Consider the following 25,402-nt stretch of genomic DNA (forward strand, 5'->3'; position numbering starts at 1 on the left):
AGGCGGGTCATCCAGGGATTTCCAAGGTCGCCCTCAAGCCGCCGGCCGCCAGGTTTTCCAGGCGCACCTGGCCGCCCAGGCGTTGGGCGATGGTTTGTACGATGGTCAGGCCCAGGCCGGCGCCCTGGGCATTGCCACGGCTGTAGAAACGCTCGAACAGGCGCTCACGCTGGCTCTCGTCGATGCCGGGACCCTGATCGTCGACGCTCAGGACCAATCCCTTGGCTGTTTTGCACAACCCCACGGTAATCACCCCATGCTCCGGGGAGAAGTTCGCCGCGTTGGTCACCAGGTTGGTCAGGGCGATATTGATTGCACCGGCATCGGTAGTTACAGGGTACTGGGCATCGTCGACATCGAACACCAGTTCGAGACCTTTGCTCAGCAGCCAGGGTGTCAACTGAATCAGCGTTTCACGCACCGTTGTCGCCAGGTCGATGGCCTGTACGGGGGGCAGCCCGGCGCTGGGTTCCAGGCGTGCCATGGTCAGCAATTGGTTGACCAGGCGGCTGGTGCGGTCGACACCGGTGATCAGGAAGGCCAGGGACTCGCGCCGTTCGGTTTCAGTGCCGGCTTCCAGCAGGTTTTGCGCGTGCACCCGCAATACCGCCAGGGGCGTGCGCATTTCGTGGGCGGCGTCGGCGATAAAACGCCGCTCGCGGCCGAGCATGTCCTGGATCTGCGCGAGCATGCGGTTCAACGCCGCCTGCATCGGCTCCAACTCCATGGGCAAGGGCGTCAGTTGCATCGGCTCCAGTGAGCCGGAATGCCGCGCGCGCAAGGTGGCGGCCATATCGGCCAGCGGCTTGAGCCCCCAACCGATGGCCAGCCAGACCATGGCCGCGAGGATCAGGCTGCCCAGGACGTTCGGCCATAACGTATGCCGCACGATGCGCTGGACCAGGTCGGAGCGCACGTCATCCCGCTCGCCGACCCAGATACGCAGGCCGTTGTCCTTGTCCTTGAGCACGAAACCGCGCCATTGGCGGCCATTAAGGTCCTCGATATTGCTGTACCCCGACTGTGCGGGGGGCGTGGCGAATGAAGGGGCGCTGGCGGTAAACACCAGCAGATCGCCCTGTGGGTTCCACACCTGGAAGGCGATTTTGCTTTCATAGGGGTGCCCGTCCACCTTGGGCATGGCGTTGCCCAAGGCTTTGTTGAAGGCGCGATACAGGTCGGCCTGGTCCTGGCTGGCCAGCGGCATGCTCATCACGCCCTGCAGCAGGCGGGCGTTCTGCGCCAACTGCGCGTCGTAGACTTCGGCGATTTCGTGATTGCTGTCATGCAGGTTGAGCACGCTGATCACCAGCAGCCCGGTGAGCAGCAGGCCGATAATCAGGCTCAGGGTTCGCCGCCGAATCGAGGTCATTGGCGCTCCTCCACCAGGTAGCCCACGCCGCGCACGGTGCGGATCAGTTCACTGGAGAACTTCTTGCGCAGGTGATGGATATGCACCTCCAGGGTGTTGCTTTCGGCTTCTTCGTTCCAGCCGTAGAGCAATTGCATCAACTGGTCGCGGGTCATCACTCGGCCCGGCGGCGATAGCAGTTCGTGCAGCAGCTGATATTCCTTGGGGGTGAGCAGTACCGGCGCGCCGTGGTAACTGACCTGCTGCGTGCTCGGGTCCAGGCAGATGCCTGAGTGTTCGATCAATACCCGTGCCCGGCCGGCGCTGCGGCGCAGCAGTGCACGCAGGCGTGCCTTGAGTTCGGCCAGGTCGAAGGGCTTGATCAGGTAATCGTCGGCGCCGGCGTCCAGCCCGGCGATGCGGTCTTCGGTGGCATCCCGTGCGGTGAGGATCAGCACCGGCAGGTTGGAGCTGCTGTCACGCAGGCGCCGCAGCACCTCCAAACCGTCCATGCGTGGCAGGCCGAGGTCGAGCACCGCCACGTCAAAGGTTTCGCTCAGCAGCGCATGCAAGGCACTGCTGCCATCCTGCAGCCAGTCGACGGTGTAGCCCTCACGCACCAGCGCCTGGTGAATGCCTTCGCCCAATGCCACGTCATCCTCGATCAGTAAAAGGCGCACGCAGACTCCTTGTCAGTAGAGTGTTGTCAGTTGAGTTTTTTGTTGATGTCGGCCAGCACGCTTTCGATCTCTTTGCGCCGCCCGGTATCGGCGGTTTCCCGGCCCGGCCGAGGTGCGGCCAGCAGGGCTTTTTGCAAGGCATCACGGGCTTCGCCATAGCGTTTTTGCCGGTACAGGTGGTCGCCCCAGAAGTACAGACTATCAATGCCCGTCGGGTTCAGTTGCAAGGCCTGTTTGAGTAACAGTTCAGCCTTATCGGCATCGCCAAAGCCGATTGGCCAGCCGGGCACCCGGTCGTACAAGGCGGCCAGGCTGGTATAGGCCGAGCCTTGCAGGGCCTTGGGGTCGAGGTCGAGGGCTTTTTCCAGGTCGACCTTGGCCGCCTTGACCTTGCTTAACGCGCCGAGCCCGCCCTGGGCGCCGGCCCAACTGCTGGTGACGATGCCTGACCAGATCCACGCCTCGGCGGCTTGGGGGCGGTCGTGGGTGAAGGCCGTGGCCTGGGTGGCGAGTCGTTCAAAGGCCTGGGGCCGCTGCTCCTCGGGCAGGTTGTATTGGATGTGCGCCCAGCGCGTCTGGATGGCGTTCAGGCGTTGTTGGTCGACGGCGTCCATCGCCCAGGTGAAGGGGCTCAGGGCGGTGAGCAGCAGCGCGGTAAAGAGTTTTTTCATGGCTTCGGGTCCTTATTCTCAAGTGTGTCGCTCAGGCGGCGTACCAGCGGCAGCTGTCTACGCAAACCCCGGTCGACCAGGTTAGGCAGCAGGCTGTTGAGGCGCACAAAGAAACGCTCCGGCCAGCCCAGGTACAGATCGCGACGCTGGTTGGCAATGGCTTGGATCACGGCCGATGCCACGGTATGCGGGTCATCGACGTTGGATTTGAGTGCATCGTTCAAGGCCTGCGCCGCCGGGCTGTTCATCGAGGTACGTGTCGCGCGCGGTGCCACGTACAGCACGCCGACGCGGGTGTCGGCCAGTTCCCGGCGCAGCGCTTCGGAAAAGCCGCGCAAGGCAAACTTGCTGGCGCAGTAGGTGGCGTAGCCGGGATAGCCGATGGAGCCATAGGTGGAACCGACATTCACCACCATGGCGCTCGGTGCCTGCTTGAGCAGCGGCAGCAGCAGCTTGGTCAGGCAGATCGGAGCGGTGATGTTCAGCGCCAGCATGCCGTTGATGTCGCTGTCTTCGAGTTGCTCAAGCATGGCGAAGTGATTGATGCCGGCGGCGTTGATCAGCAGGTTGATGCCGCCGATGGCTTCGGCGGCGGCCAGCACCTTACGGCGGTCGGCGAGGAAGGTCAGGTCGGCACCGATCCAGCAGAGTTGCTCCGGGTAGCGCTCAAGCAACCCCTCCAGCGGTGCACGGTGGCGGGCCACGGCCAGCACCTGCGCACCACTGGCGCACAGGGCGGTGGCAATCGCCAGGCCGATGCCGCCGCTGGCGCCGGTCAGCACCACGCGCGTTTCAGACAGGCGCATGGGGCGCCTCCCCGAGACGCGGCAGGCTGCGGAACATATCGGTATAGAGCGCGTACACCACCTTGGAGGCGCGAATCACGGCGGCCTGGTCGTCGGGGTCGTCCAGGCTGTTCATCAAGCGGCGGTAGGTTTCCATGTGGCCGATGTCCAGCGACCCGTGGGAACTCAGGTAGCTGAACGCCGTTGCCGGCAGTTGCAAGCGTTCACGAATGCTGCCGGCCGCGTGGGTGGCCAGGGCGATGCTGGTGCCTTCCAGCACATTGACCATGCCGAACAGGCCGACCGGGTTGTCACGGGCGATCAGGTCGTAGAGGTAACTGACCATCAGCTCGATGGGCAAACCGGGGCGCCCGTCACGTACCGCATCGTCATCACCGCCGCAGGCGGCAATGTCATTGAGCACCCACTGCTCGTGGCCGTATTCATCCTCGATGTACTCGCAGACGGCCTTGCGCAGCCATTCCAGGCGCGAAGGCAGGCGCGCACCGCAGGCCATCATCAACGGCACCGTATGCCGCACGTGGTAGTAGGCCTGGGCCAGGAATGCGCGATAGCTGTCCAGGCTGACCTGGCCCTCCAGGGCGTCGCGGATGATCGGCAGGCTGAACAGCGCCTGGCGTTCCTGTTGAGTGGCTTCTTGCAGCGTGTCGAAAAAATTCACGATGAGGTTTCCTCGTTGAATGCTGGGGCAAATTGGGTTTGATAACGGGCGACGATGGCGTCGCGCCGTGGCCGGCCATTGGCGGTGAGCAAGCCATTGGCGGCGGTGAAGGGTTGCGTCAGGCGCGTCCAGCGATGCACCTGGGCGTAGTCGGGCAGGCCGCTGTTGGCCTCGGCCACGGCGCGGGCCAGCTGCGCGTCGCTGCAGTCGGTGCGATGGGGCCAGAGCAAGGCGTGGTTCTGCGGCAGGGCTTCGCCATACACGAACGCCTGGGCGATGACACCGCCCTGGGTCAGCTCGGCCTCGACCCAATCCGGGTTGACGTTGCGCCCGTAACTGGTGACGAACTGATGTTTTTTGCGGCCCTTGAGGTAGAGAAAACCGTCCTCGTCAAAGGCGCCGAGATCGCCGCTGGGCCACCATTGCTCGGGCTGGTCTGTCTGGCCCAGGTAGCCGAGCAACGTCGAGCCCTTGATCAGCACTTCATCGTCTTCGGCCAGGCGGATTTCCACGTGGGGCAGAGGCCGACCGACACTGCCAGGACGGTGTGCCCCGGGACGATTGAGGCATACCACCGAGGCGCATTCCGACAGCCCGTAACCTTCATACACCGGTACGCCCAGTTGCTGCGCACGTTGCAGCAAGGCCTTGGAGACGCGCGCTCCGCCGACGGCGGCAAAGCGCAGGCCCTGGGGGCTGAAGGCCTTTTGCTCGGCAGCAATCACCAGCATCAACAGCAATTGCGGCACCAGGATCAGACTGTGGGGCTGACGGGTAGCCAGGCAGCCGAGCAATTGTGCGGCGTCCACCGCGCTGGCGCCCTGGATGCCCAGGCTCTTCTGGCTGGGCAAGCTGAGGGTAGCGCCGGCGTAGAGCGCGGCGTAGCAACCGAGGTTTTCCAGCAAAATCGCGATGGGCAACAGCGCCAGGTGATGGCGTGGGTCACTGCTGTGGCTGGCCTGGTACAACTCGCGGGCCACCCGCAGCAGGCTGTCGGCGCTCAGGCACACGCCCTTGGGCGCGCCGGTGGTGCCGGAGGTGAACGTCACCTTGGCGGTGCCGGCGGGTATCGAAGGGCGGCCTTCAAAGGTGCGGCACCAGAATTCGCCGCACGGGTGATAGCCGTTGGCGAGTAATTCAGCCTCCAGATGCGGCTCGGTGATCACCCGTTCGGCGTGGCTTTGTTCCAGGCAATGGGCGCGCTGGGCCGGGCTGAAGAACGGCGGCAAGGTCAGGCAGGTCAAGCCTTCGAACAGCACTGCCAGGTCCCACAGCATGGCCTCGACGCCATTGTCCAGGGCCAGGGCGACCACCTTGACGCCTTCTTCGCGCAGGCGCTCCTGTCGATACGCCACTTCGGCGAACATCTGGGCGTAATCCATTTTCAAGCTGTCGCCCCACAGGGCGATGGCGCCATCGTTGCGTTCGGCATGGCCTCGCAGTACGGCGTGGAAGCGGCGGGTTTCAGGCGACATGGCTGGCGTCCTCGAGGGCGGTTGGCAACCCCAGGCGTGAAAACAGGCCCATGTTGCGCAAATGGATGAACCCGGCGCGGATATTGCCGACATGCACCCACGGTTGGCTGTCGTAGTAACTGCCCCAGTGATGGCGCTCATCGCCCAGGCGCTGCGGGTCGGCCGCGCACAGGGTCACGGGCTTCAAGCCCAGGCGGTGGAAGCTGTTGACCAGGCCGATATTGCCGGTGAACGCCACCCACTCCAGGCCGCCCATGGCCAGCAGCCAGGTAATCGCGATGATGCTCAGGCGCGCACTGCCGGTGTCGCTGGCCGCGAGGTTGCCGACTTCGGCGATGGCGCCGCGCTCCACGGTCTGTTCGGCAGCGGCACTGATCAGCGGGTCGATCGGATGGTCCAGGTAACGCTCCAGGAACAACGGCTCGGCGCTTGCCAGGCGCACCCCGGCGACGGCGCACAGCTCGCCACTGGCCTGGCTGACGCCAAACAACTGCGGCATGAAGTGGCGGATATCGGCGCCGTGGGCAAGGCGAAAACGTTGTTGGATAAACGCCTCGAAGGCAGGCCTCTGCGGGTCTTGGGGCAGGGCGCGGGACAGGCGCATCGGTGCACTGTCGGCCTGGCCGAACAGCAGCGGCAAGGAAATGTTCCAATCGATATCGGGCATTGGCATTACGCCTCCCCAGTGAAGTTGGGAGGAGTATCGGAGGCATTTCTTAACGAAGTCTGAAGGTGGCAAAAGGATATTTTTCGCCATCTTCAGACTGCCTTAAGGCTTCGCGGGCAGGGTCGCGCGGTCTTTCCACGGCTGCTTGCGGCCACCACCTGCACAAGGCTCTTCCCATGACTGAACATCTGGTGATACAGCGCTACACGAAGCTGTCGATGACCCTGCACTGGCTGATGCTGGCGCTGTTTGTCGGCGTGTACGCCTGCATTGAAATCAAAGGCCTGCTGCCTCGCGGCCATGCACTGAAGGGCGTGTTACTCGGCGGTCACGCGCTGTTCGGTATCGGGATTTTCCTGCTGGTCTGGCTGCGCCTGCTGGGACGCCTGGCGCCGCGCCCGGCGATCCTGCCGCGTCCACCGGCCTGGCAGACTGCCGTGGCGCACCTGATGCACCTGGCACTATATGGCTTGATGATCGTGACGCCGCTGCTGGCCTGGCTGATGCTCAACGCCGCAGGCAAGCCCGTGCCGTATTTCGAGTTTGCCTTGCCATCGCTGGTGGCGGTGGACCCCGACCAGGCCAAGCAATTCAAGCACTGGCATGAGTGGCTGGGCAGCGCTGGTTATTGGTTGATCGGCCTGCACGCTTTCGCCGGGCTGTTCCACCATTACTGGGTGCGCGACAACACCCTGGTGCGCATGCTGCCAAAACGTTAGAAATGCCAAAATCACACTTTATGCGCCTGATGAAACGTTTCTTCTAGCGACAAACGGCTTACGCAAGCGCTTGCGTAAGTAAATGTATCTGATTAGAGTCGGTGGCAATCGGCTCTGATCAAAGGGGGCCGAACGACAAAAATAATAAAACCAGGAGCTCATTGATGAGCCTTGAACCCTTGCTTGAGATGCAGGGCATCAGCAAAACCTTCAACGGTTTGCGCGTGCTCAAGAATGTCGGCCTGAAGGTCTACCCCGGCGAAATCCACGCCTTGATGGGGGAGAACGGCGCCGGCAAATCGACCCTGATGAAAATCCTCTCCGGCGCTTACCAGGCCGATCCCGGCGGTGAAATCCGCATCGACGGTCAAGCCGTCCCCACGTTCAACCCCGCCACCGCCAAAGCCCTCGGCATCGCCGTGATCTACCAGGAACTGAGCCTGTGCCCGAACCTGAGTGTGGCCGAGAACATCTACCTGGGCCGTGAGTTGCGCCGTGGCTGGACCATCGACCGTAAGGGCATGCAGGACGGTTGCGTGGAAGTGCTGCAGCGCCTGGGCGCCGAATTCACCCCGGCAACCAAGGTCAGCAGCCTGTCGATTGCCGAGCGCCAACTGGTGGAAATTGCCCGTGCCTTGCACGCCCACGCCAGGATCCTGGTGATGGACGAACCGACCACGCCGTTATCGTCCCGCGAGACCGACCGCCTGTTTGCGCTGATCAAGCAGCTGCGCAGCCAGGGCCTGGCGATCATCTACATCAGTCATCGCATGGCCGAGATCTACGAGCTGTCGGACCGTGTCTCGGTGCTGCGTGACGGCCAATACATCGGTGAACTGACCCGCGACGCGTTGTCGGCCGAGGTGCTGGTGAAAATGATGGTCGGCCGCGACCTGTCCGGTTTCTACAAGAAGGAACATGCCGCCTACGACCCCGGTGCGGTGGTGATGCGCGTGCGTGACATGGCCGATGGCAAGCGCGTGCGTAACTGCAGTTTCGACCTGCATGCCGGTGAAGTGCTGGGTATCGCCGGGCTGGTGGGGGCAGGGCGCACCGAGTTGGCGCGGCTGATCTTCGCCGCCGACCCGCGCACCAGCGGCACCCTGGAAGTGGTGGGCAAGACCGTGACGCAACTGCGCAACCCGGCGGATGCGATTCGTGCCGGCGTGGTGTACCTCACCGAAGACCGCAAGGCCCAGGGCCTGTTCCTGGACATGAGCGTGGCCGACAACATCAATGTCTGCGCCTGTGTGCCGGATGCCCGCGCCGGTGGTGTACTCGACCGTGGCCATGGCTTGAAACGTGCCAATGAAGCCATCAAGTCACTGTCGATTCGCGTGGCGTCGGGCAAGGTCAATGTCGGCGCGTTGTCCGGCGGCAACCAGCAGAAGGTCCTGCTGGCGCGGCTGCTGGAGGTCAAGCCGCACGTGCTGATCCTCGACGAACCCACACGCGGCGTGGACATCGGGTCCAAGTCCGAGATCTACCGCATCATCAATCAACTGGCGCAGGCCGGCGTGGGCATCGTGGTGATCTCCAGCGAGCTGCCGGAAATCATCGGCACCTGCGACCGGGTGTTGATCATGCGCGAAGGCCAGTTGGTGGCCGAAGTCGGCGGGGCCTCCGGTCACGTCATCTCCCAGGAACGTATTATTGACCTCGCCACCGGTGGCGATCAGGTGGTTGCCCATGGCTGATTCAATGATTGCTACAACAGGCAAGGCAGAACGTGCCCGCGAACTGATGCGCACGGTCGGTATGTTGCCGGTGCTGATTTTGCTGCTGGTGGGCTTCGCCCTGGCCAGCGAGAACTTCCTGACGATGCAGAACCTGTCGATCATCACCCAACAGGCCTCGGTCAATGTGGTGCTGGCGGCGGGCATGACCTTTGTGATCCTCACGGCGGGTATCGACCTGTCGGTGGGAGCGATCCTGGCGGCGTCGGCCGTGGTGGCGTTGCAGGCGTCAATGTCGCCGCAGTTCGGCATGTTCGGGATTGCGGCCGGTATCGGCTTCGGGCTGCTGCTGGGCCTGGTCAACGGTGGGTTGATTGCGTTCATGCGCCTGCCGCCGTTTATCGTCACCCTTGGCGCACTCACCGCCATGCGTGGCCTGGCGCGCTTGCTGGCCGATGACAAGACCGTGTTCAACCCCGACCTGCCGTTTGCCTTTATCGGCAACGACTCGATCCTCGGCGTGCCGTGGCTGGTGGTGATCGCCGTGGCGGTGGTGGCACTGTCGTGGTTCATCCTGCGCCGCACGGTAATGGGCGTGCAGATCTATTCGGTGGGCGGCAACCCCGAAGCGGCGCGACTCTCCGGGATCAAGGTGTGGAAGGTGCTGCTGTTCGTCTACGCCATGTCGGGCGCCTTGGCCGGGCTGGGTGCGGTGATGAGTGCCTCGCGCCTGTTCGCCGCCAACGGCCTGCAACTGGGGCAATCCTACGAGCTGGATGCGATTGCCGCCGTGATCCTCGGCGGTACCAGTTTTACCGGTGGCGTCGGCACCATCGGCGGCACGCTGATCGGCGCGCTGATCATCGCGGTGCTCACCAACGGCCTGGTGCTGCTGGGGGTGTCGGACATCTGGCAATACATCATCAAGGGCATTGTGATCATCGGCGCGGTCGCGCTGGATCGCTATCGCCAGTCCGGTGCGCGGACCTGATTTCACTCCCATAACAATCACAAGAGAGACCCGCATGAACCTTAAACGCATCTTTCCCGTCGTCGCCTTGGCTGCCCTGATGTCCCAAGCCGTAGAGGCCCGCGAACTCAAGGCCCTGGGTATCAGCATGGGCTCGCTCGGCAACCCGTATTTCGTGACCCTGGCCGATGGCGCCACGGCCCGGGCCAAGGAGCTGAACCCCAACTTCAAGGTCACCTCGGTGTCGGCCGACTACGACTTGAGCAAGCAGTTCTCGCAGATCGACAACTTTATCTCGTCCAAGGTCGACCTGATCCTGATCAACGCCGTCGACCCTTCGGCCATGGCCTCGGCGATCAAGAAAGCCCGCGATGCCGGCATCGTCGTGGTGGCGGTGGATGTGGACGCCAAGGGCGTGAATGCCACCGTGCAGACCGATAACGTTGAAGCCGGCAAGCTGGCCTGCCAATACCTGGTGGACAAGCTTTCCGGCAAGGGCAACGTGATTATCCAGAACGGCCCGCAAGTCACCGCCGTGACCGACCGCGTCAAAGGCTGTAAAGCCGCATTGGCCGGCGCGCCGGACATCAAGGTGCTGTCCGACGACCAGGACGGCAAAGGCTCCCGCGAAGGCGGCCTGAACGTGATGCAGGGCTACCTCACGCGCTTCCCGAAAATCGACGGCCTGTTTGCGATCAACGACCCGCAAGCCATCGGCAGCGACCTGGCGGCCAAGCAGCTCAAGCGCAGCGGCATCATCATCACCTCGGTGGACGGCGCGCCGGATATCGAGAACGCGCTGAAGACCGACACCCAGATCCAGGCGTCTGCCAGCCAGGACCCGTGGGCCATGGCGCAGACGGCGGTGAATGTCGGCAATGACCTGCTCAACGACAAGGCCCCGGCCGAAGCGGTGACCCTGCTCACGCCAAAACTGATCACCCGCGACAACGTGGGTACGTACAGCGGCTGGTCGAGCAAACATTGATAGCGTGAGAGGAACAGCGTCGTGGTGACCATGGATGACGTGGCAAGCAGGGCGGGGGTGTCGACGTCGACCGTGTCACACGTGTTGAACGGCACCCGCAAAGTCAGCCCGGCCACGGTGCTGGCGGTGCGGCGGGCGATCCAGGAACTGGGGTATATCCCCAACACCCTGGCGCGCTCGCTGGCGCGGTCGAGTACCAACACGATAGGCGTGGCGATCTCGGCGCTGTCCAACCATTACTTCAGCGAGACGGTGCACGCGATTGAAACCGAGTGCGCCAAGCACGGCTACATGATGCTGTTTGTCGACACCCACGACGACCCGGAGCAGGAGCTGCGGGTGGTCACGGCGCTGCATCATCGGCGGGTCGACGGTATTGTGCTGGCGCCGTCGAACGGTTCGATGGCCCTGGAATACCTGCGCGCCAACGAGATTCCGGCGGTGCTGGTGGACCGGATGATGAGCGAGCAGTTTGATCAGGTCGGGGTGGAGAATGCCCAGGCCACCCAGGGCCTGATTGAACACCTGATCGGGCACGGGCACCGTCGCATCGGTTTTATCGCCGGGCGCACGGGGTTCAGTACCACGGATGAGCGGGTAGCGGGTTACCGCGCGGCGTTGCACGCGGCGGGGCTGGCCTTCGATCCGCAGTTGCTGGTTAACGGCGGCTCCAACACCGAGCCTGCGCGCCAGGCCACGGTGCAGTTGCTGGGCCTGGCTTCGCCGCCCACGGCGATCATGGCCGGCAATAACCTGATGACCCTCGGCGCGATGCACGCCTTGCGTGACGCGCAGCTCGACGTGCCGAGACAAATGGCCCTGGTGGGCTTTGATGATTTTGACTGGGCGGATTTTTTCGTGCCGCGCCTGAGCCTGATCGCACAGCCGGTCAAGGCCCTTGGCGCCCGCGCGGTCGACCTGTTGCTGCAACGCATGGCGTCGCCTGACGCAGCGCCCCAGAGCGTGCGCCTCGCGCCGACCCTGCAGTTACGTAACTCCTGTGGCTGTCATTGATTGGAATAACACACGCATGAACAGTCCTGTTTCCCTGGGCATTGACCTGGGCACGTCGGAACTCAAAGCCATCCTGATGGACGCCACGGGCGCGGTGCTGGCCCATGCCGGCGTGCGCTTGAGCGTTTCGCGCCGGCACAGCGGCTGGTCTGAACAGGCACCGGAAGACTGGTGGCAAGCCTGTTTGCAGGCGTTGGCGCAACTGCGCAGACACGAGGCGTTTACGCACGTGGCCTGTATCGGCCTGTCGGGGCAGATGCACGGCGCGGTGTTGCTGGGCGCGGACAACCGCGTGTTGTACCCGGCGATCCTCTGGGACGACTCTCGTGCGGTGGCCGAAGCCGAACAGCTGGGTCCCGGCTTCGCCGACGTCACCGGCAGCCTGCCCATGGCCGGGCTGACCGCGCCGAAACTGCTGTGGTTGCAACAGCATGAACCCGAGGTGTTCCAAGCGATTGATTGCGTGCTGTCGCCCAAGGATTACCTGCGCTTGCGTTTGAGTGGCGAGCGCATCAGCGAAATGTCCGACGCGGCGGGTACGTTGTGGCTGGATGTGGCGCGGCGGGAATGGTTTACCCCGATGGTTCGCGCTACCGGCCTTACGCCTGAGCAATTGCCCAGGCTGGTGGAAGGTGGTGCGGCGAGCGCTTTGTTGACGGCCACGGGACTGGGCTTATCAGCTGACGTGGTGATTGCCGGCGGTGGCGGGGATAACCCTGTGGCAGCGGTCGGCATCGGCGCGGTCAACGCCGGTGATGGGTTCATCACCCTGGGGACCAGCGCTGCCATCGTCGCCATCACCGACCATGCGGCGGGTAACCCGGCCAGTGCGGTACACAGCTTCTGCCATGCACTGCCCAACCGCTGGTACACCATGGGCGCCATGCTCGCCGGCGCCAGTTGTTTGCGCTGGGTCACACGGCTGACGGGCATGGCGGATGAACAAACGCTGCTGGAGCAGGTGCAGGCGCAGTTGCCGATTGAGCAGCACGTGCCTTTGGGAACGCCGTTGTTCCTGCCGTACCTGGCGGGCGAACGCACACCCCACAATGATCCGTTGCTGCGCGGCGGCTTCATGAACCTGGGCCACGATTGCACGCCGGCGATGCTCGGTTACGCGGTGATGGAAGGGGTGGGTTTCGGTTTGCTCGATGCGTTGCGCGCGGTGCAATCGACCGGCGCCGACGTTACCGCTTTTGCTCTGGTGGGTGGCGGTGCGCGCAGTGAGTACTGGGCCCAGTTGCTGGCGAATATCCTTCAGCGGGAAATCTTTACCTTGCAGGGCAGTGAATTGAGCGCATGTATTGGCGCGGCGAAGCTGGGGTTTGTGGCGATGGGGCAGGGTGCGCAGTTGCTGGCGGCGGGGATGCCGGTCAAGGCCCGGTACACGCCTGACCTGACGCAGCAGCCGGTGTTGGCGGCGCGTTATCGCAAGTTTCAGGGTTTACTGAGCGCCGCAAAGGTCCTTCACGACTAGGCATCTGTGGCAAGCGGGCCTGTTCTGATGGGCAGGCTCGTTGTGGCGAGCGGGCTTGCCACAGGAAGCCCACTTGCCAGAAAAGGCCCGCTCGCCCCAATGGGTCATAACCAGACAGCATCCCACAGTGGGTAATCGCCAATTCGCTCCACCAACCCTGCTCGCAGGGGGTTGGCGACGATATAGCGCGCCATTTTCCGAATATCGTCTTCAGCCCGCACCGCCCGGTCGTGGTAGCCACGCTGCCAGAATTTCTCCCGACTACCACGGGCGTTGTTGATGCTCAAGGTGCTGCGCGACTTGGTCTGGCGCATCACATCAGGCAGCGTCGTGCCATTGAGGTCGAGCAACCAATGAAAGTGGTCCGGCATGATCACCCACGCCAGCGAATTGACCTGCCCTGAGTCATGAACCCTCTTGAATTCCGCGACTAATAACCGGCCCAGGCGAAAGTCGCGAAACAATGGATGGCGTTGATGCACGACAGCGGTGACCAGGTAGGCTCGACCGGTTTCTGAATAGCGACCACGACGTAACAGGTGAGAGTTTGGCTGGCGAGGCAATTCGTTGCTCCTTCCCATGGATAAGAAGCTTTGACGCTAGCAGCGGAGGCGGAATAGCCGCGTTGAGTTGCGTATCTTTCTGTTGCACGGCTTCCTGTGGCGAATGGGGTTACTGTGGCGAGCGGGCTTGACCCGCGTTGGGCTCCGAAGCAGCCCCAATAAGGGCACCGCGTTTATCCAGGCACAATGAGTGGTCAGGTTTTGGGGCCGCTTCGCAGCCCAACGCGGGGCAAGCCCGCTCGCCACAACAAGCGCGCTCGTCCGAGGAATCGGGTTGTTACGGTTCAGTCGTTGGTCAGCGGGGGCAAACGTCGCTTTACCGGGGTTTTCTTGACGATGGCGGTGTTGGTTTCGGCATAGGCGTTGATCCGATCCAGCAGGCTGTCGAGATGGTCCATGGTGCGCACGTGCAGGCGCGCGATGAAGCAGTCCTCGCCGGTGACCTTGTCGCATTCGGTGAATTCGGGGATCGCCTGGATCTGGCGCTCCACCTCCTGCAATTTGCCGGGCAGGGGGCGGATGCGCACGATGGCTTGCAGCAGGTAGCCGAAATGCTTGGGGTCGATGTCGACGGTGTAGTGAGTCAGCACGCCGCGTTCTTCCAGGCGGCGCAGGCGTTCACCCACACTGGGCGAGGACAGCCCGGTGATGCCCGCCAGGGCCTTGAGGGATAACCGCGAGTCATCCATCAAAGCGGCGATGAGTTGCTGGTCGATGGTGTCGATCATGGTGTTCGCCTAATAAGAAAAGGTGTTTGCGGGGTTTTGCCTTTTTTAGTCGCTGGAGCCGCTCACAAGCAGATTGCCATAATTGAGCCTCACTTGAGGAGCATCAATCATGGATTCATCCATCCGTCGCGGTTCGTGGGAAATGATCGCCGCCATGCTGATCTCGGGCACCATCGGCTGGTTTGTGCTGGTGTCTGGCGTGTCGGTGATCGAAGTGGTGTTCTGGCGCTGCGTAATCGGTGGGCTGACCTTATTGCTGGTGTGCGCGCTGCTGGGTTACCTGCGGCTGGACCTGCTCAATTGGACCAGGCTCGGCCTGGCGATGCTCAGTGGCGTGGCGATTGTCGGCAATTGGTTGCTGCTGTTCGAATCCTACTCACGTGCATCGATCGCCATCAGCACCGCGGTGTACAACGTGCAGCCGTTCATGTTGGTGATGCTGGCGGCGCTGTTCCTCGGCGAAAAGATCACCGTGCAGAAACTGGCGTGGTTGAGCGTGGCGTTCCTGGGAATGCTGGCGATTGTCACCGCCCATGGTAATCAGCCAACCGGCGACGATTACCTGGCGGGCATCGCCTTGGCCCTGGGCGCGGCATTGCTGTACGCGATTGCCGCACTGATCATCAAGCGTTTGAAGGACGTACCGCCGCATTTGATGGCGTTGATCCAGGTCACGACGGGCGCACTACTACTGGCGCCGCTGGTGCCTTGGCATAGCTTGCCGGTCACCACCAACGCCTGGGCGGCACTGGCGACGCTCGGCGTGGTACACACCGGTTTGATGTATGTGTTGCTGTATGGCGCGATCCAGAAACTGCCCACCGCCATCACCGGCGCACTGTCGTTTATCTACCCGATTGCGGCGATCTTCGTCGATTGGATTGCCTTCGGGCATCGCCTGGGCTGGCTGCAATGGCTGGGGGTGGCGGCAATTCTGCTGGCAGCGGCGGGGTTACAGCGGGGCTGGTGGTGGCCCCGCTCACACAGGGTCAGTGCGTGCCCTGATAGATGAGATTTTCCGGGTTGAAATGCTCCACGACACTGCCCGGTTGCGGCAGCCCAAGGATATGCCCCTTGATTTTGCCCACCACATGCATCTCGCAGGGTTTGCAGTCGAACTTCAGGGTCAGCACTTCGTCGCCATGAATCAACTGCATCGGCGCAACCTTGGTTTTCACGCCCGTGACACCTTTGGCCTGTTTAGGGCACAGGTTGAACGAGAAGCGCAGGCAGTGCTTGGTGATCATCACCGGCACTTCGCCGGTTTCTTCATGGGCTTCAAAGGCCGCGTCGATCAGCTTCACGCCGTGACGGTGATAGAAGTCGCGGGCTTTCTGGTTGTAGACGTTGGCCAGGAACGACAGGTGCGCTTCCGGGTACACCGGCGGCGGCGTGGTCTCGGCCTTGCGCCCGCCACGTGGGTGTGCGGCAACACGGGCGGCGGTCAACGCTTCGATCACTTCGCGGCGCAAGGCCTTGAGCTGTGAGTTGGGAATGAAGAACGCCTGCGGTGCATCCAGTTCGATACGGGTAGCGTGATACTCGGTGGTACCGAGCTGGCCAAGCAGGTCGCGCAGGGTGTCCAGCGCCTGTTCCGGCTTGTTGGCCACGCCAAACGGGCCGGGCAGGGTAACGCTGGCGCGGATGCCTTCTTCGCTGGTGGCGGTGACTTCCAACTGCTCTTCACGCAAACGTGCGACCCATGACAGGCCGATACGGCGTTCGGCCGAAGTCTTGAGCAACGCCTGCTGCCAGTTGTGGTCGAGGTTGCGGTTCAGTGGGTGGTTGGGGCGCAATTGATGCAGGCCGGCCGGCATTTCATTCGGCTCGACGCGGTAGCGGTAGCGCTTCTCGCCGTCTTCCTCGAACTCGCCCTTGGGCTCGGCGATGTTGGCGCGGAAACCCACCACTTCTCGCTTGACCAGCACATTGAGGCCGTCGCCGTTGGACAGCGGCTCATGGGTGATCACTTGCAGGTCACGCTTGCCGGCTTTTTCCACCACACCCACCGGCAGGCCGGTGAAGGTCGGGGTATCGAAGGCGCCGATGTCGATCTTGCGGTCGCTGACAAAGTAGTCGGTGCTGCCACGGTGGAAGGTTTTTTCCGGGTCGGGCAGGAAGAAATGCGCGGTACGGCCGCTGGACGCGCGGGCGAGGTCCGGACGGTCTTCGAGGATCTCGTCGAGACGCTGGCGATAATAGGCCGTGATGTTCTTCACATAGCCCATGTCCTTGTAGCGACCCTCGATCTTGAACGAACGCACGCCGGCTTCGACCAAGGCGCGCAGGTTGGCGCTCTGGTTGTTGTCTTTCATCGACAGCAGGTGCTTTTCAAAGGCCACGACGCGACCCTGGTCATCTTTCAAGGTGTAGGGCAGGCGGCAGGCCTGGGAGCAGTCGCCACGGTTGGCGCTGCGGCCATTTTGCGCGTGGGAGATGTTGCACTGCCCGGAGAACGCCACGCACAGGGCGCCGTGGATAAAGAACTCGATGGCGGCATCGGTCTCGCAGGCGATGGCGCTGATTTCCTGCAGGTTCAGCTCACGGGCCAGGACCAACTGCGAGAAACCGGCCTGGTCGAGGAACTTGGCGCGGCCCAGGGTACGAATATCGGTCTGGGTACTGGCGTGCAGCTCGATGGGCGGAATATCCAGCTCCATCACGCCCAGGTCCTGCACGATCAGCGCGTCGACACCGGCGTCGTAGAGCTGATGGATCAGCTTGCGTGCGGGTTCCAGTTCGTTGTCATGCAGGATGGTGTTGAGGGTCGTGAACACGCGGGCGTGGTAACGGCGGGCGAATTCCACCAGTTGAGCGATATCGCTCACCTCGTTGCACGCGTTATGGCGCGCGCCGAAGCTCGGGCCGCCAATGTAGATGGCGTCGGCGCCATGCAGGATGGCCTCACGCGCGATGGCGACATCGCGGGCAGGGCTGAGCAATTCCAGGTGATGCTTGGGCAAGGACATAGTTTTTTTAGTCAGGCTTGTCACGGTTGAGGCGCGCATTGTAGCCGTGAATTGCCTGACCGGCATCAACTCAGGCCTTGGCGGCCATCGCGGTGACTTCCACGCGCATGCCGTCTACCGCCAGTGCCGCCACGCCAACCGCCGCGCGCACGGGCCAGGGCTTGGCGAAGAAGCGTTTGTAGACCTCATTGAAGGCGGCTCGGTCGGCCATATCGGTCAGATAAATGGTCAGGTGCATGACCCGGTCCATGGAGCTGCCGGCTTTTTCCAACGCCACTTTCAGCGCTTGCAGCGTGCATTCGCTTTGCAGGGTGATATCGCCCAGTTCCAGGCTGCCGTCGGCGCGGGTCGGGATCTGGGTGGAGACCAGGATGCCGTTGAAGCCGACGACATCGGAGGAAATCGAGTCTGCATCCGGGTCGGGGGTGTAGGACAGGTCGTGGTTGGTCATCGGTGCGCCTCTTGTCGGCTGGAACAGGAAGGCGCCATGGTCCTTGAAAATAGCAACAGGGGCAAATAAGGGCCCCCCGAAACACCGGGAATCCCCATGTTTCGCACAACATCTTGACGTCAAAAAATAAACAACTAATCCACGTAAAGTCCCGTATTCCGCGGCCGATAGCGAGGTTAGAGATAGATTTTCTGCACGGCTGAGGGCGCGTCATGTTCAATACAACACTCAAAACCGAACTGGCGGCCAGGACGGCCGAAGTCACCGAGTACAAAGGACTGATCAGCGCCCTGGAACGGTCCATGGCAGTGGTCGAATTCGACCTCAACGGCAACGTACTGCGTGCCAACGACAACTTCCTGAAGACACTGGGTTATACCCGCGACCAATTGGCGAGCAAATCCCACCGGGACTTTTGCTTGCCGGCGCTGACCAACAGCCCGGCCTACAGCCAGTTCTGGGGTGAGCTTAAGGCCGGTAAGTTTGTGTCGGGCACTTTTAAGCGGGTGGATGCTCACGGCAAGACCATCTGGCTGGAGGCCAGCTACAACCCGGTGCTGGATGAACGTGGCCAAGTGCTGAAAGTGGTCAAGTACGCCCTGGATGTCACGAGCAAAGTCGAACAAGAAGCGGCGACCCGCAGCAAACTGGCCGCAGTGGACCGGGCGATGGCAGTGATCGAGTTCGACTTGAACGGTCAGGTCCTGGACGCCAACGAGAACTTTCTGCACGTCATGGGCTATACGCTGGCCGAAATCAAAGGCAAACACCACCGCGTGTTTTGCGAACCCAGCCTGATCAACAGCAACGAGTACACGGACTTCTGGCGACGCTTGAACAACGGTGAGTTTTTTACCGGGCAATTCAAGCGTCTCGGCAAGCATGGCCGTGTCGCGTGGCTGGAGGCCAGTTACAACCCGGTCTATGACGGCGACGGCACGCTGATCAAGATCGTCAAGTTTGCCAGTGACATCACTGAGCGCGTGGAGAAGTTCGAGGAAGACTCACGCGGTGCCTCCCGGGCCTACCATATTTCCTCCGAGACCGAGCGGTTTGCCGAACATGGCACCCAGGTGATTCATGAAACTGCCGCCGAAATGCGCCGGATCGCCGAGAACATCGGTGCATCGGCGCGTCTGGTCGGGCAATTGGGTGAGCGCTCCGAGCAAATTACCGCGATCGTCAATACCATTCGAGGCATCGCCGACCAGACCAACCTGTTGGCCCTCAACGCGGCCATCGAGGCTGCCCGTGCGGGCGACCAAGGGCGTGGTTTTGCCGTGGTGGCCGATGAGGTCAGGCAGTTGGCGGGGCGTACCAGCCGCTCTACCGCAGAAATCGCCGAAATGATCGGCATGATCCTGTCGGAAACTCGCGACGCGGTGGCCAGCATGAGCTCCACCCAAGAGGGCGCGCAACGCGGCGTGAACCTGGCCGACCAGGCGGGTTCGGTGATCCTGCAGATTCGCACCAGCACCAGTGACGCGGTGCAGGCCGTGAGTATGTTTGCGTCGAAACTCGATGAGTCGGAAGTCATTCCCAAGACGGCCGTCGGCTGGGTGGGCTGATCGCGTTTTAGGCGTGGAGAGGGAGCAACTCCCTCTCCACACGGCCTCCTTACAGCAAGGTGAGCGGGTAGTCGACGATCACCCGCAGCTCATTCAAGTCACCATCGCGCTGGTCGGCGTTGGACGACACGATGGCATCACGCACGCGCAACGACAGGTCCGTGACGGAGTCGGCAAACGCCACGGGGCTGATACTGGCGCACACCGCCAACGCCAACAGGCTCCACTGTTTAATCATGTTATTAACGTCCCTGGAATAATGAATGCGCACAGAAACGCCGCACTGTTTGGCAGGCGTGCACGCTTGTATGGGCAGAGTTATAAAGTGAGGCGTTACGGTTTCTTATTGTCTTCGGCGGGTTTGTCGAAGCTGACTCCAGGCAGAGTTTGCGCGGCCTGTAGCCCTGCTGGGGATGAAACTCGATTAATAAAGCTTCACGGTTTTTAATCGGGCAGGGGAGTAGCGTGGGGCCTGTCTTAGCCGCTCTGCTTCGACAAAATCCTTTGGTTGCCGCCGCAGATATTGCGGCGGATTTTTTTCGTGGGCGGTGTTTCAGTCAGCGGCGTAGTTGAACGCTTACAAGGGCGGAGCGAGCGGTGAATCCAGGGGCGGGAGGAGGGATTCACCGCTGATGACGCTACTCTTTTACATCCATGAACTCTTCAGCCCAAGCCACGTAGCTCTCTGGCAGCGTGTAGGTATGGGTCAGTTCGGTAGCGCTGAGGTTCGATGTGCTGTGGGTCAACTGGCGCTGGGCACGCAGGCTGTCGTAGGTGGCCTTGATCGCCGCAAAATATGCGCCATGGCCGGCAACTACCACGCGCACGCCGAGGCTGGCCAGGCGTTGGGCGTCATGGAGCTTGGGGTTGCCGTAGGTCACCAGCATCAGCGGTACCGTGAGGTTTTCGGCGATCTGTTCCAGATGCTCGAAGTCGCTGACGCCGACCATGCAAATCCCATCGGCACCGGCCTGCTGATAGGCCAGGGTGCGCTCGATAACCGCTTCGGTCGGCAGCACACCGGCGTTGGTGCGGGCGATGATCGCCAGTTCAGGATCTACACGGGCCTCCAGGGCGGCGCGGACCTTGCCGATGCCTTCCTCGATGGAGATCAGGTCGGTGGATTTACGCCCGAATTGCGCGGGCAGCAGCGTGTCTTCGATGGTGAGCGCGGCGACGCCGGCACGTTCAAGTTCTTCGACGGTACGCATCACGTTAAGGGCGTTGCCGTAGCCGTGGTCGGCGTCTGCGATGAAAGGCAACTGGGCGACGCGGCCAATCCTTGTTGCCTGTTCGACGAACTCACTCAGCGTGATCAACGCAAAATCGGGCGCAGCCAGAACCTGCAGCGAGGCGACGGAGCCGCCCAGGATGCCCACCTCGAAACCCAGGTCAGCAGCGATACGTGCAGACATTGGGTCGAATACGGAGGCGGTTTCAACGCACACAGGCGTTGCAAGCAGTTCACGGAAGTTGCGGCGCAGGGCTGAGTGGGACTTTTTTGGCATGATCTTTCCTGGTTGGGCCATTGTCGACTGACGATCAATGCCTATTCATAGTCGCAGCAGATTAACACGCCGCAAAAAAGAGGATTATGACGTTTGAGCATGGGGTATGCGTGTAACACATACCCCAGGCCATTTTTGCTGGCTAAAGCTGATAAAGATCAACTAGCCGCCGCTGTGCACGGCTCAATCTGGAGGCCCATTCACGGATTGAGATGGCCACGTGCCGAGGTGCCCCATGTTGCAGACTCCGCGTTTACTGTTGATTGCCCCTTCCACCATGACCCGCACGCCGGCGTTCGAGCGTGCCGCTGCGTTGGCACACGCGATGCAACTGCCGCTGCACATCGTCGCGTTTAATTATTTACAGGCCCTGGCCATCGCCGGCCTGTTCGCGCCAGACCAGATCGATCGCGCGCGGGAAGGGTACCTGGACACCCATCGGCACTGGCTCACCGCACAGGCCGACTCGATGAGCAAGCACGGGCTGGCGGTCACCAGCGAGGTAGTGTGGGTACATCACCCCTTTGAGGAAATCCTGCATTTCGTCAACGAGATGTCGCTGGCTCTGATTATCAAGGATGCCGAGGACGTACCGGCGTTGAAACGGGTGTTCTTCCCACCCCTGGACTGGCAGTTGCTGCGCGATTGCCCTGTGCCGGTGCACCTGGTCACCGAGGCACGGCATCCGCTGCCGCGCAAGGTGTTGGCGATCGTCGATGTGTTGCGCAGCGAGGAGCAGGACCTGGTGTTCAATGACCAGATTGTCGAGGCCGCAGCCAAGCTGGCCTCCCAGTGCAATGCACAACTGGAACTACTGCATGTGTACGACTGGGCGGCGGTGTATGCCAAAGACATGGGTTACGGCGCTGTACCCCTGGTTTCCGGGCTCTACGAGGCGCTGAACGAAGCGCAGCATGAGGCATTCGCCGGTTTGGCGGAGCGCCAGGGGATTGCCGTCGAACAACGGCATTTTATCGAAGGGGTGCCGCTGTGGAATATCTGCAACTTTGCGCATGACCATCAGATCGACGTCATCGTCATGGGCACCGTGCGGCACGCCGGGTTGGACAAGCTGCTGGGCACCACCGCCGAAAGCCTCTTGCACAATGCGCCCTGCAGTATGTGGGCAATCAAACCCCCGCGTGGTTGAAGCCGGCCGGTAGCCTTGAGAGGACCTTGGGCTGCGGGTGGCAGCAACACCGAACGCGCCCTGTATTCGGTTCCTGGCAGCATTTTGGCGATCCGGCAGACCATTGACCTCGGGATAAGTATTTTCCGACCTGCTGGAGCGTGTCACAACCAGATACGCTTTGGCTGATCGAGATGTTTGGAATACAGGTGGAGCATTTTATGAATACCGATGAAACGCTTACACAACGGGTGATGGAAGAACTGAATTGGGACCTGGCATTGAAAGCCGACCAGATTCTGGTTCAAGTGTCCGACGGCATCGTGACGCTCTCCGGTAACGTCGCCAGCCATGCCGAGCGTTGGCACGCCGAGCAGGCGGTGGCCCATGTCGTCGGCGTGGTGGAGCATCGCTTTTGCCAGCGGCGGAAAACGCGTAAATCTTGCGCATCAGACTCAGGTAGCACTTTGGGACCCGTGAGCCAAAACAAGGGTAGAGTGTTCATCACTTTCTGTTCATAGGGCCTTCGCGTAGTCGCACTGAGCGGTTCCAGCGTCCGGACAGGGCAAAAAAAAAACGGTATATCAATTGTTAAGTGAAGAATGAATCGTCCGCTGTTTGTTTCTCTGGATGGGCCCAAGGGAACCGGCAAAACCACGCTGTTGGAGGCCGTTACGAAAGCACTGAGGACAGATAACAAAAAGGTGATCCGGCTTTGCGAGAGAAAAAGCGATCCCTACCGGGAGGGAACAATGGCGCTTGTTAACCAGCTCGTCAGAAGTCCCTCTCGGGAGTTGGAACTGCGGGTGTGTGAACGCTTTGCTGACAGCCGTGCCTGGATTTCCCAGCAGGTGCTGGCTAAACAGCCACCAGGCAGCATCATCCTGATCGATCGCTGGTACCCGTCGGATGCTGCGTTTCGCCGGATAATTCCGTTTGCAGAGATCCTGCAGTTGAACATTGATCGAAACGTGCGAGTGCCAGACCTGCATGTCGGGATTGTCACTGCCCCTGAGATTTCATGGGCGAGGGCAGCAACACGACGGCGTGGGCTGAGCAGCACGGTGATCCATAAGCTGGAAGAACATAGCGCGTGTACCCAGGCATTCGAGCGAGCGAGTGCAGATCACGGTTGGGTTGTATGTCGTAATGAAGGAACGATCGAAGACGCAACGATGCAGGTGATGTCCGCGATCTACAGAGTCCTTGCTTGCGCGTCCCCGGCAGTCATTCTACCGGCCCCGACCTCCATCGATTCCTTGTGCTATCCAGGCTTCTAATGCATCGGCGCTCATAGGCTTGGCTATCAAATAACCCTGTGCTTCGGAACATCCCCACTGTATTAACAGGTCCAGGATTTCTTGATTTTCTACGCCTTCTGCAACCACCTGGTAGCCGAGCCCCTTAGCCAGTCCGATCAGGGTTTTAACCAGTTGCTTGTCATTTTGATTGCTGCCCAGCCCGCTGATCAGAGATTGGTCAAGCTTGACAGTATTGGCCGGGAGCTCCTTCAAATAAGCCCAGTTGCTGTAGCCGGTGCCAAAGTCATCAACAGCAATCTCTACGCCAAACTTACGGACACGCTCCAGTTGCCGGATGACTTCTTCAGGGTTGGTCATGAGCATGCTTTCGGTAAACTCAAGTTCAAAGCCAGCGGGGTCCAGGCCGTGCTGTTGAATCTCATGGATCATCGCGTCGACGAATTCGGCGCTTTCAAGATCGCTGACGGTAATGTTCATCGCTATCCGCAGGCGCACACCTTGCGCTTTCCAAATAACCGCTTGCTGGATGATTGCGTTGAGCACCCACAATCCAACAGAGGGTATGAGTGCGGTTTTTTCAGCCAAGGGTATGAATTCAGCAGGGCTGATGGGCCCCAGTAAAGGATGTGTCCAACGTAATAGTGCTTCTACTGAATGACACCGTCCTGAGGGCAGTTTGATTTTTGGCTGGTACACCAGGCTGAACTGTTTGTCGGCGCTGACCGCCTCCGGCAACGAACTCAACAACATGAACGCGCGTTGTTGAGCTGCATCAAAATGGGGTTCATAGCGCGACCATCCCAGCCTGCGGTCACGCGCCTCATCCGCAGCGCTGACCACCAGGCGAAGCCAGTCTTGCTGGAGCCCTGAGCTATGAATAGGCAGGACGCCAATCCCAACTTGCATGAGTATGGGGATGGCGTGGCATTCGACAGGCTTTTTGAAGTCCTTGAGGATGTTTTCACAAATGTGCTCGGCCGTTTGATCCTCCTCAAGGAGGAAACCAAACCGCGTCGGGCTAATTTTATAAAGTAGACACTGAGGCGGTAACAGTTTTTGTAGGCGCGCTTTGATTGCCAGGACCAAATCTGTGGCAAAACTGTAACCCAGCGCCTTCACAATATCGTTGAGGAACTTTGGCGAGATGATGTCAACCGCATACGCTTGGCACGCGCTGTGGGTCTTGAGCGCTTGGCGTATATCCTCCTCAAACCGGAGTCGATTAAATAACCCTGTGGGTTGGTCGACGAAGTTTCGAGAGCGCATGCTGTGGATGCGCATCATCACCAGTTCAGCAAAACCGCTGAGCATCGCGCTATCACGCTCACTCATGGCTGCGCGTGAGACTGTATCAATGATGCACAGGCTTCCCAGCGTAAAACCCCCTTCGGTAATCAGTGGGGTGCCCGTGTAATAACGAATATACGGAGGCCCCGTTACCAGGGAATTGTCTTTAAAACGGGGATCAAGCGTCGCGTCCAATACCTCCAGCGCGGCGTTATCCAGCGTCGAGTAAGCGCAGAAGGACACTTCTCGTGGTGTCTGCGTCTCTTTAAGCCCTACGCGCGCCTTGAACCATTGCTGATGCTCATCGACGATCGAAATCAGCGCTATGGGTGCGTTGAAGTAAGCAGAAGTCATCTCGACGATTTTATCGAAGACAGTATCGTACTCGCTGTCAGCTGGACAAAATTTCGCGACCTCTTTAAGCCGTTCAATTTCATTCGGCGGAATAGGAGCGCCTGCGCCCATGACAATCCTCGGAGTGGCTGTGTTTATGTGCACGGTATCAGACAGTGCCATCATTATGATGTTGTTTTTTCTATTCCTCTGATAGCTCAACGGTATGCAGGCAGGCGGCCTCTCCTGTGTTGCCGGGAGAGGCGCGTGTTTGGCCTCAGCACTGCGTAGACCACATGGATCACACGTTGATTTGCTGTTCAGGGCCGGAAGGGTTGAGCTCCGTCTGTGCGGTGCGCCGCGAGAAATCCACTGCCAGCTAAATATTACTTATGACAGTTTTAAATCGACCCAACGTAATTGCAGTTGACGATGACCAGAAGCGAAGG

Annotated in this window: 24 protein-coding genes and 2 pseudogenes; 12 read left to right on the top strand and 14 right to left on the bottom strand. The window is 61.1% G+C overall.

Annotated elements, in window-relative coordinates; all coding sequences use genetic code 11:
* Positions 1-7: 7 nt before the first annotated feature.
* From HCF10_RS09490 to HCF10_RS09520, 7 genes are read right to left on the bottom strand one after another with little or no spacing between them, the layout of a single operon-like run.
* Entirely contained in the window at positions 8-1,372 is a 1,365-nt protein-coding gene (locus HCF10_RS09490) for a sensor histidine kinase (protein WP_167655358.1), read from the bottom strand.
* On the bottom strand, positions 1,369-2,031 hold the full coding sequence (locus HCF10_RS09495; RefSeq protein ID WP_167655359.1) for a response regulator: 663 nt from the start codon (positions 2,029-2,031) through the stop codon (positions 1,369-1,371). The genes HCF10_RS09490 and HCF10_RS09495 overlap by 4 nt, the downstream gene beginning before the upstream one ends.
* A gap of 26 nt (positions 2,032-2,057) precedes the next feature.
* Complete coding sequence (locus HCF10_RS09500) at positions 2,058-2,702, bottom strand: tetratricopeptide repeat protein (RefSeq protein ID WP_131696358.1); 645 nt, start codon at positions 2,700-2,702, stop codon at positions 2,058-2,060.
* Positions 2,699-3,508, bottom strand: a complete 810-nt coding sequence (locus HCF10_RS09505; RefSeq protein WP_167655360.1) for an SDR family oxidoreductase — start codon at positions 3,506-3,508, stop codon at positions 2,699-2,701. Before HCF10_RS09505 ends, HCF10_RS09500 begins: the two co-directional genes overlap by 4 nt.
* Positions 3,495-4,169: a TenA family transcriptional regulator gene (locus HCF10_RS09510; protein ID WP_145338112.1), complete on the bottom strand. Its 675-nt coding sequence runs from the start codon at positions 4,167-4,169 to the stop codon at positions 3,495-3,497. Before HCF10_RS09510 ends, HCF10_RS09505 begins: the two co-directional genes overlap by 14 nt.
* Positions 4,166-5,644, bottom strand: a complete 1,479-nt coding sequence (locus tag HCF10_RS09515) for an AMP-binding protein (RefSeq protein WP_167655361.1) — start codon at positions 5,642-5,644, stop codon at positions 4,166-4,168. The genes HCF10_RS09510 and HCF10_RS09515 overlap by 4 nt, the downstream gene beginning before the upstream one ends.
* Entirely contained in the window at positions 5,634-6,311 is a 678-nt protein-coding gene (locus HCF10_RS09520) for a thermostable hemolysin (RefSeq protein WP_167655362.1), read from the bottom strand. Before HCF10_RS09520 ends, HCF10_RS09515 begins: the two co-directional genes overlap by 11 nt.
* 176 nt (positions 6,312-6,487) lie before the next feature.
* Between HCF10_RS09520 and HCF10_RS09525 the strand changes: the two genes are divergently transcribed.
* The 6 genes from HCF10_RS09525 (at position 6,488) to xylB (ending at position 13,155) form a co-directional block, all read left to right on the top strand.
* Positions 6,488-7,030: a cytochrome b gene (locus HCF10_RS09525; protein ID WP_131696353.1), complete on the top strand. Its 543-nt coding sequence runs from the start codon at positions 6,488-6,490 to the stop codon at positions 7,028-7,030.
* Between the two features lie 164 nt (positions 7,031-7,194).
* Positions 7,195-8,727 (top strand): sugar ABC transporter ATP-binding protein, encoded by a 1,533-nt coding sequence (locus HCF10_RS09530; RefSeq protein WP_167655363.1) that lies wholly within the window; start codon positions 7,195-7,197, stop codon positions 8,725-8,727.
* A complete protein-coding gene (locus HCF10_RS09535) occupies positions 8,720-9,697 on the top strand; it encodes an ABC transporter permease subunit (protein ID WP_027605811.1) in 978 nt (325 codons plus the stop codon). Before HCF10_RS09530 ends, HCF10_RS09535 begins: the two co-directional genes overlap by 8 nt.
* Positions 9,698-9,731: 34 nt before the next feature.
* Entirely contained in the window at positions 9,732-10,664 is a 933-nt protein-coding gene (locus tag HCF10_RS09540) for an ABC transporter substrate-binding protein (RefSeq protein WP_167655364.1), read from the top strand.
* Between the two features lie 21 nt (positions 10,665-10,685).
* Positions 10,686-11,678 (top strand): LacI family DNA-binding transcriptional regulator, encoded by a 993-nt coding sequence (locus tag HCF10_RS09545; RefSeq protein WP_131696350.1) that lies wholly within the window; start codon positions 10,686-10,688, stop codon positions 11,676-11,678.
* A gap of 16 nt (positions 11,679-11,694) precedes the next feature.
* Entirely contained in the window at positions 11,695-13,155 is a 1,461-nt protein-coding gene (gene xylB / locus HCF10_RS09550) for a xylulokinase (protein ID WP_167655365.1), read from the top strand.
* A 104-nt stretch (positions 13,156-13,259) separates the two neighbouring features.
* On the opposite strand, the gene HCF10_RS09555 is transcribed toward xylB, so the two are convergent.
* Positions 13,260-13,718 carry an REP-associated tyrosine transposase gene (locus HCF10_RS09555; RefSeq protein ID WP_145338106.1) on the bottom strand — a complete coding sequence of 153 codons (459 nt, stop codon included), beginning with the start codon at positions 13,716-13,718 and terminating at the stop codon, positions 13,260-13,262.
* 284 nt (positions 13,719-14,002) lie between these two features.
* Entirely contained in the window at positions 14,003-14,446 is a 444-nt protein-coding gene (locus HCF10_RS09560; RefSeq protein ID WP_053130035.1) for an Lrp/AsnC family transcriptional regulator, read from the bottom strand.
* 109 nt (positions 14,447-14,555) lie between these two features.
* Between HCF10_RS09560 and HCF10_RS09565 the strand changes: the two genes are divergently transcribed.
* Positions 14,556-15,458 carry a DMT family transporter gene (locus HCF10_RS09565; RefSeq protein WP_145338105.1) on the top strand — a complete coding sequence of 301 codons (903 nt, stop codon included), beginning with the start codon at positions 14,556-14,558 and terminating at the stop codon, positions 15,456-15,458.
* Here HCF10_RS09565 and HCF10_RS09570 read toward each other — a convergent pair.
* Together HCF10_RS09570 and HCF10_RS09575 are read right to left on the bottom strand one after the other, a co-directional pair.
* Positions 15,436-17,415 (bottom strand): peptidase U32 family protein, encoded by a 1,980-nt coding sequence (locus HCF10_RS09570; protein ID WP_167655366.1) that lies wholly within the window; start codon positions 17,413-17,415, stop codon positions 15,436-15,438. The genes HCF10_RS09565 and HCF10_RS09570 overlap by 23 nt on opposite strands.
* Positions 17,416-17,485: 70 nt before the next feature.
* Positions 17,486-17,866, bottom strand: coding sequence for a RidA family protein (locus HCF10_RS09575; RefSeq protein WP_167655367.1), 381 nt, complete (start codon positions 17,864-17,866; stop codon positions 17,486-17,488).
* A 212-nt stretch (positions 17,867-18,078) separates the two neighbouring features.
* Here HCF10_RS09575 and HCF10_RS31980 point away from each other — a divergent pair.
* Positions 18,079-18,846, top strand: a pseudogene (locus HCF10_RS31980) (PAS domain-containing protein); the annotation flags it as partial.
* Positions 18,847-18,957: 111 nt separating this feature from the next.
* Positions 18,958-19,434: pseudogene (locus HCF10_RS31985) on the top strand (methyl-accepting chemotaxis protein); the annotation flags it as partial.
* 49 nt (positions 19,435-19,483) lie between these two features.
* On the opposite strand, the gene HCF10_RS31990 reads toward HCF10_RS31985, so the two are convergent.
* A complete protein-coding gene (locus tag HCF10_RS31990; RefSeq protein ID WP_405046409.1) occupies positions 19,484-19,672 on the bottom strand; it encodes a hypothetical protein in 189 nt (62 codons plus the stop codon).
* 400 nt (positions 19,673-20,072) lie between these two features.
* On the bottom strand, positions 20,073-20,942 hold the full coding sequence (locus tag HCF10_RS09590) for an isocitrate lyase/PEP mutase family protein (RefSeq protein ID WP_131696344.1): 870 nt from the start codon (positions 20,940-20,942) through the stop codon (positions 20,073-20,075).
* A 235-nt stretch (positions 20,943-21,177) separates the two neighbouring features.
* On the opposite strand from HCF10_RS09590, the gene HCF10_RS09595 reads away from it, so the two are divergent.
* From HCF10_RS09595 to HCF10_RS09605, 3 genes are all read left to right on the top strand, one after another.
* The gene (locus tag HCF10_RS09595; protein ID WP_167655368.1) at positions 21,178-22,092 is read left to right on the top strand and encodes a universal stress protein; all 915 of its coding nucleotides are present in this window, start codon (positions 21,178-21,180) and stop codon (positions 22,090-22,092) included.
* Between the two features lie 200 nt (positions 22,093-22,292).
* Positions 22,293-22,592: a BON domain-containing protein gene (locus HCF10_RS09600; RefSeq protein ID WP_167655369.1), complete on the top strand. Its 300-nt coding sequence runs from the start codon at positions 22,293-22,295 to the stop codon at positions 22,590-22,592.
* An 81-nt stretch (positions 22,593-22,673) separates the two neighbouring features.
* Entirely contained in the window at positions 22,674-23,351 is a 678-nt protein-coding gene (locus HCF10_RS09605; protein ID WP_167655370.1) for a dTMP kinase, read from the top strand.
* On the opposite strand, the gene HCF10_RS09610 is transcribed toward HCF10_RS09605, so the two are convergent.
* The gene (locus tag HCF10_RS09610) at positions 23,304-25,085 is read right to left on the bottom strand and encodes a sensor domain-containing phosphodiesterase (RefSeq protein ID WP_167655398.1); all 1,782 of its coding nucleotides are present in this window, start codon (positions 25,083-25,085) and stop codon (positions 23,304-23,306) included. The genes HCF10_RS09605 and HCF10_RS09610 overlap by 48 nt on opposite strands.
* Positions 25,086-25,402 lie beyond the last annotated feature (317 nt).

The organism is Pseudomonas sp. B14(2022), from assembly GCF_012030485.1.
In the GTDB taxonomy this organism is placed as follows: Bacteria; Pseudomonadota; Gammaproteobacteria; order Pseudomonadales; family Pseudomonadaceae; genus Aquipseudomonas.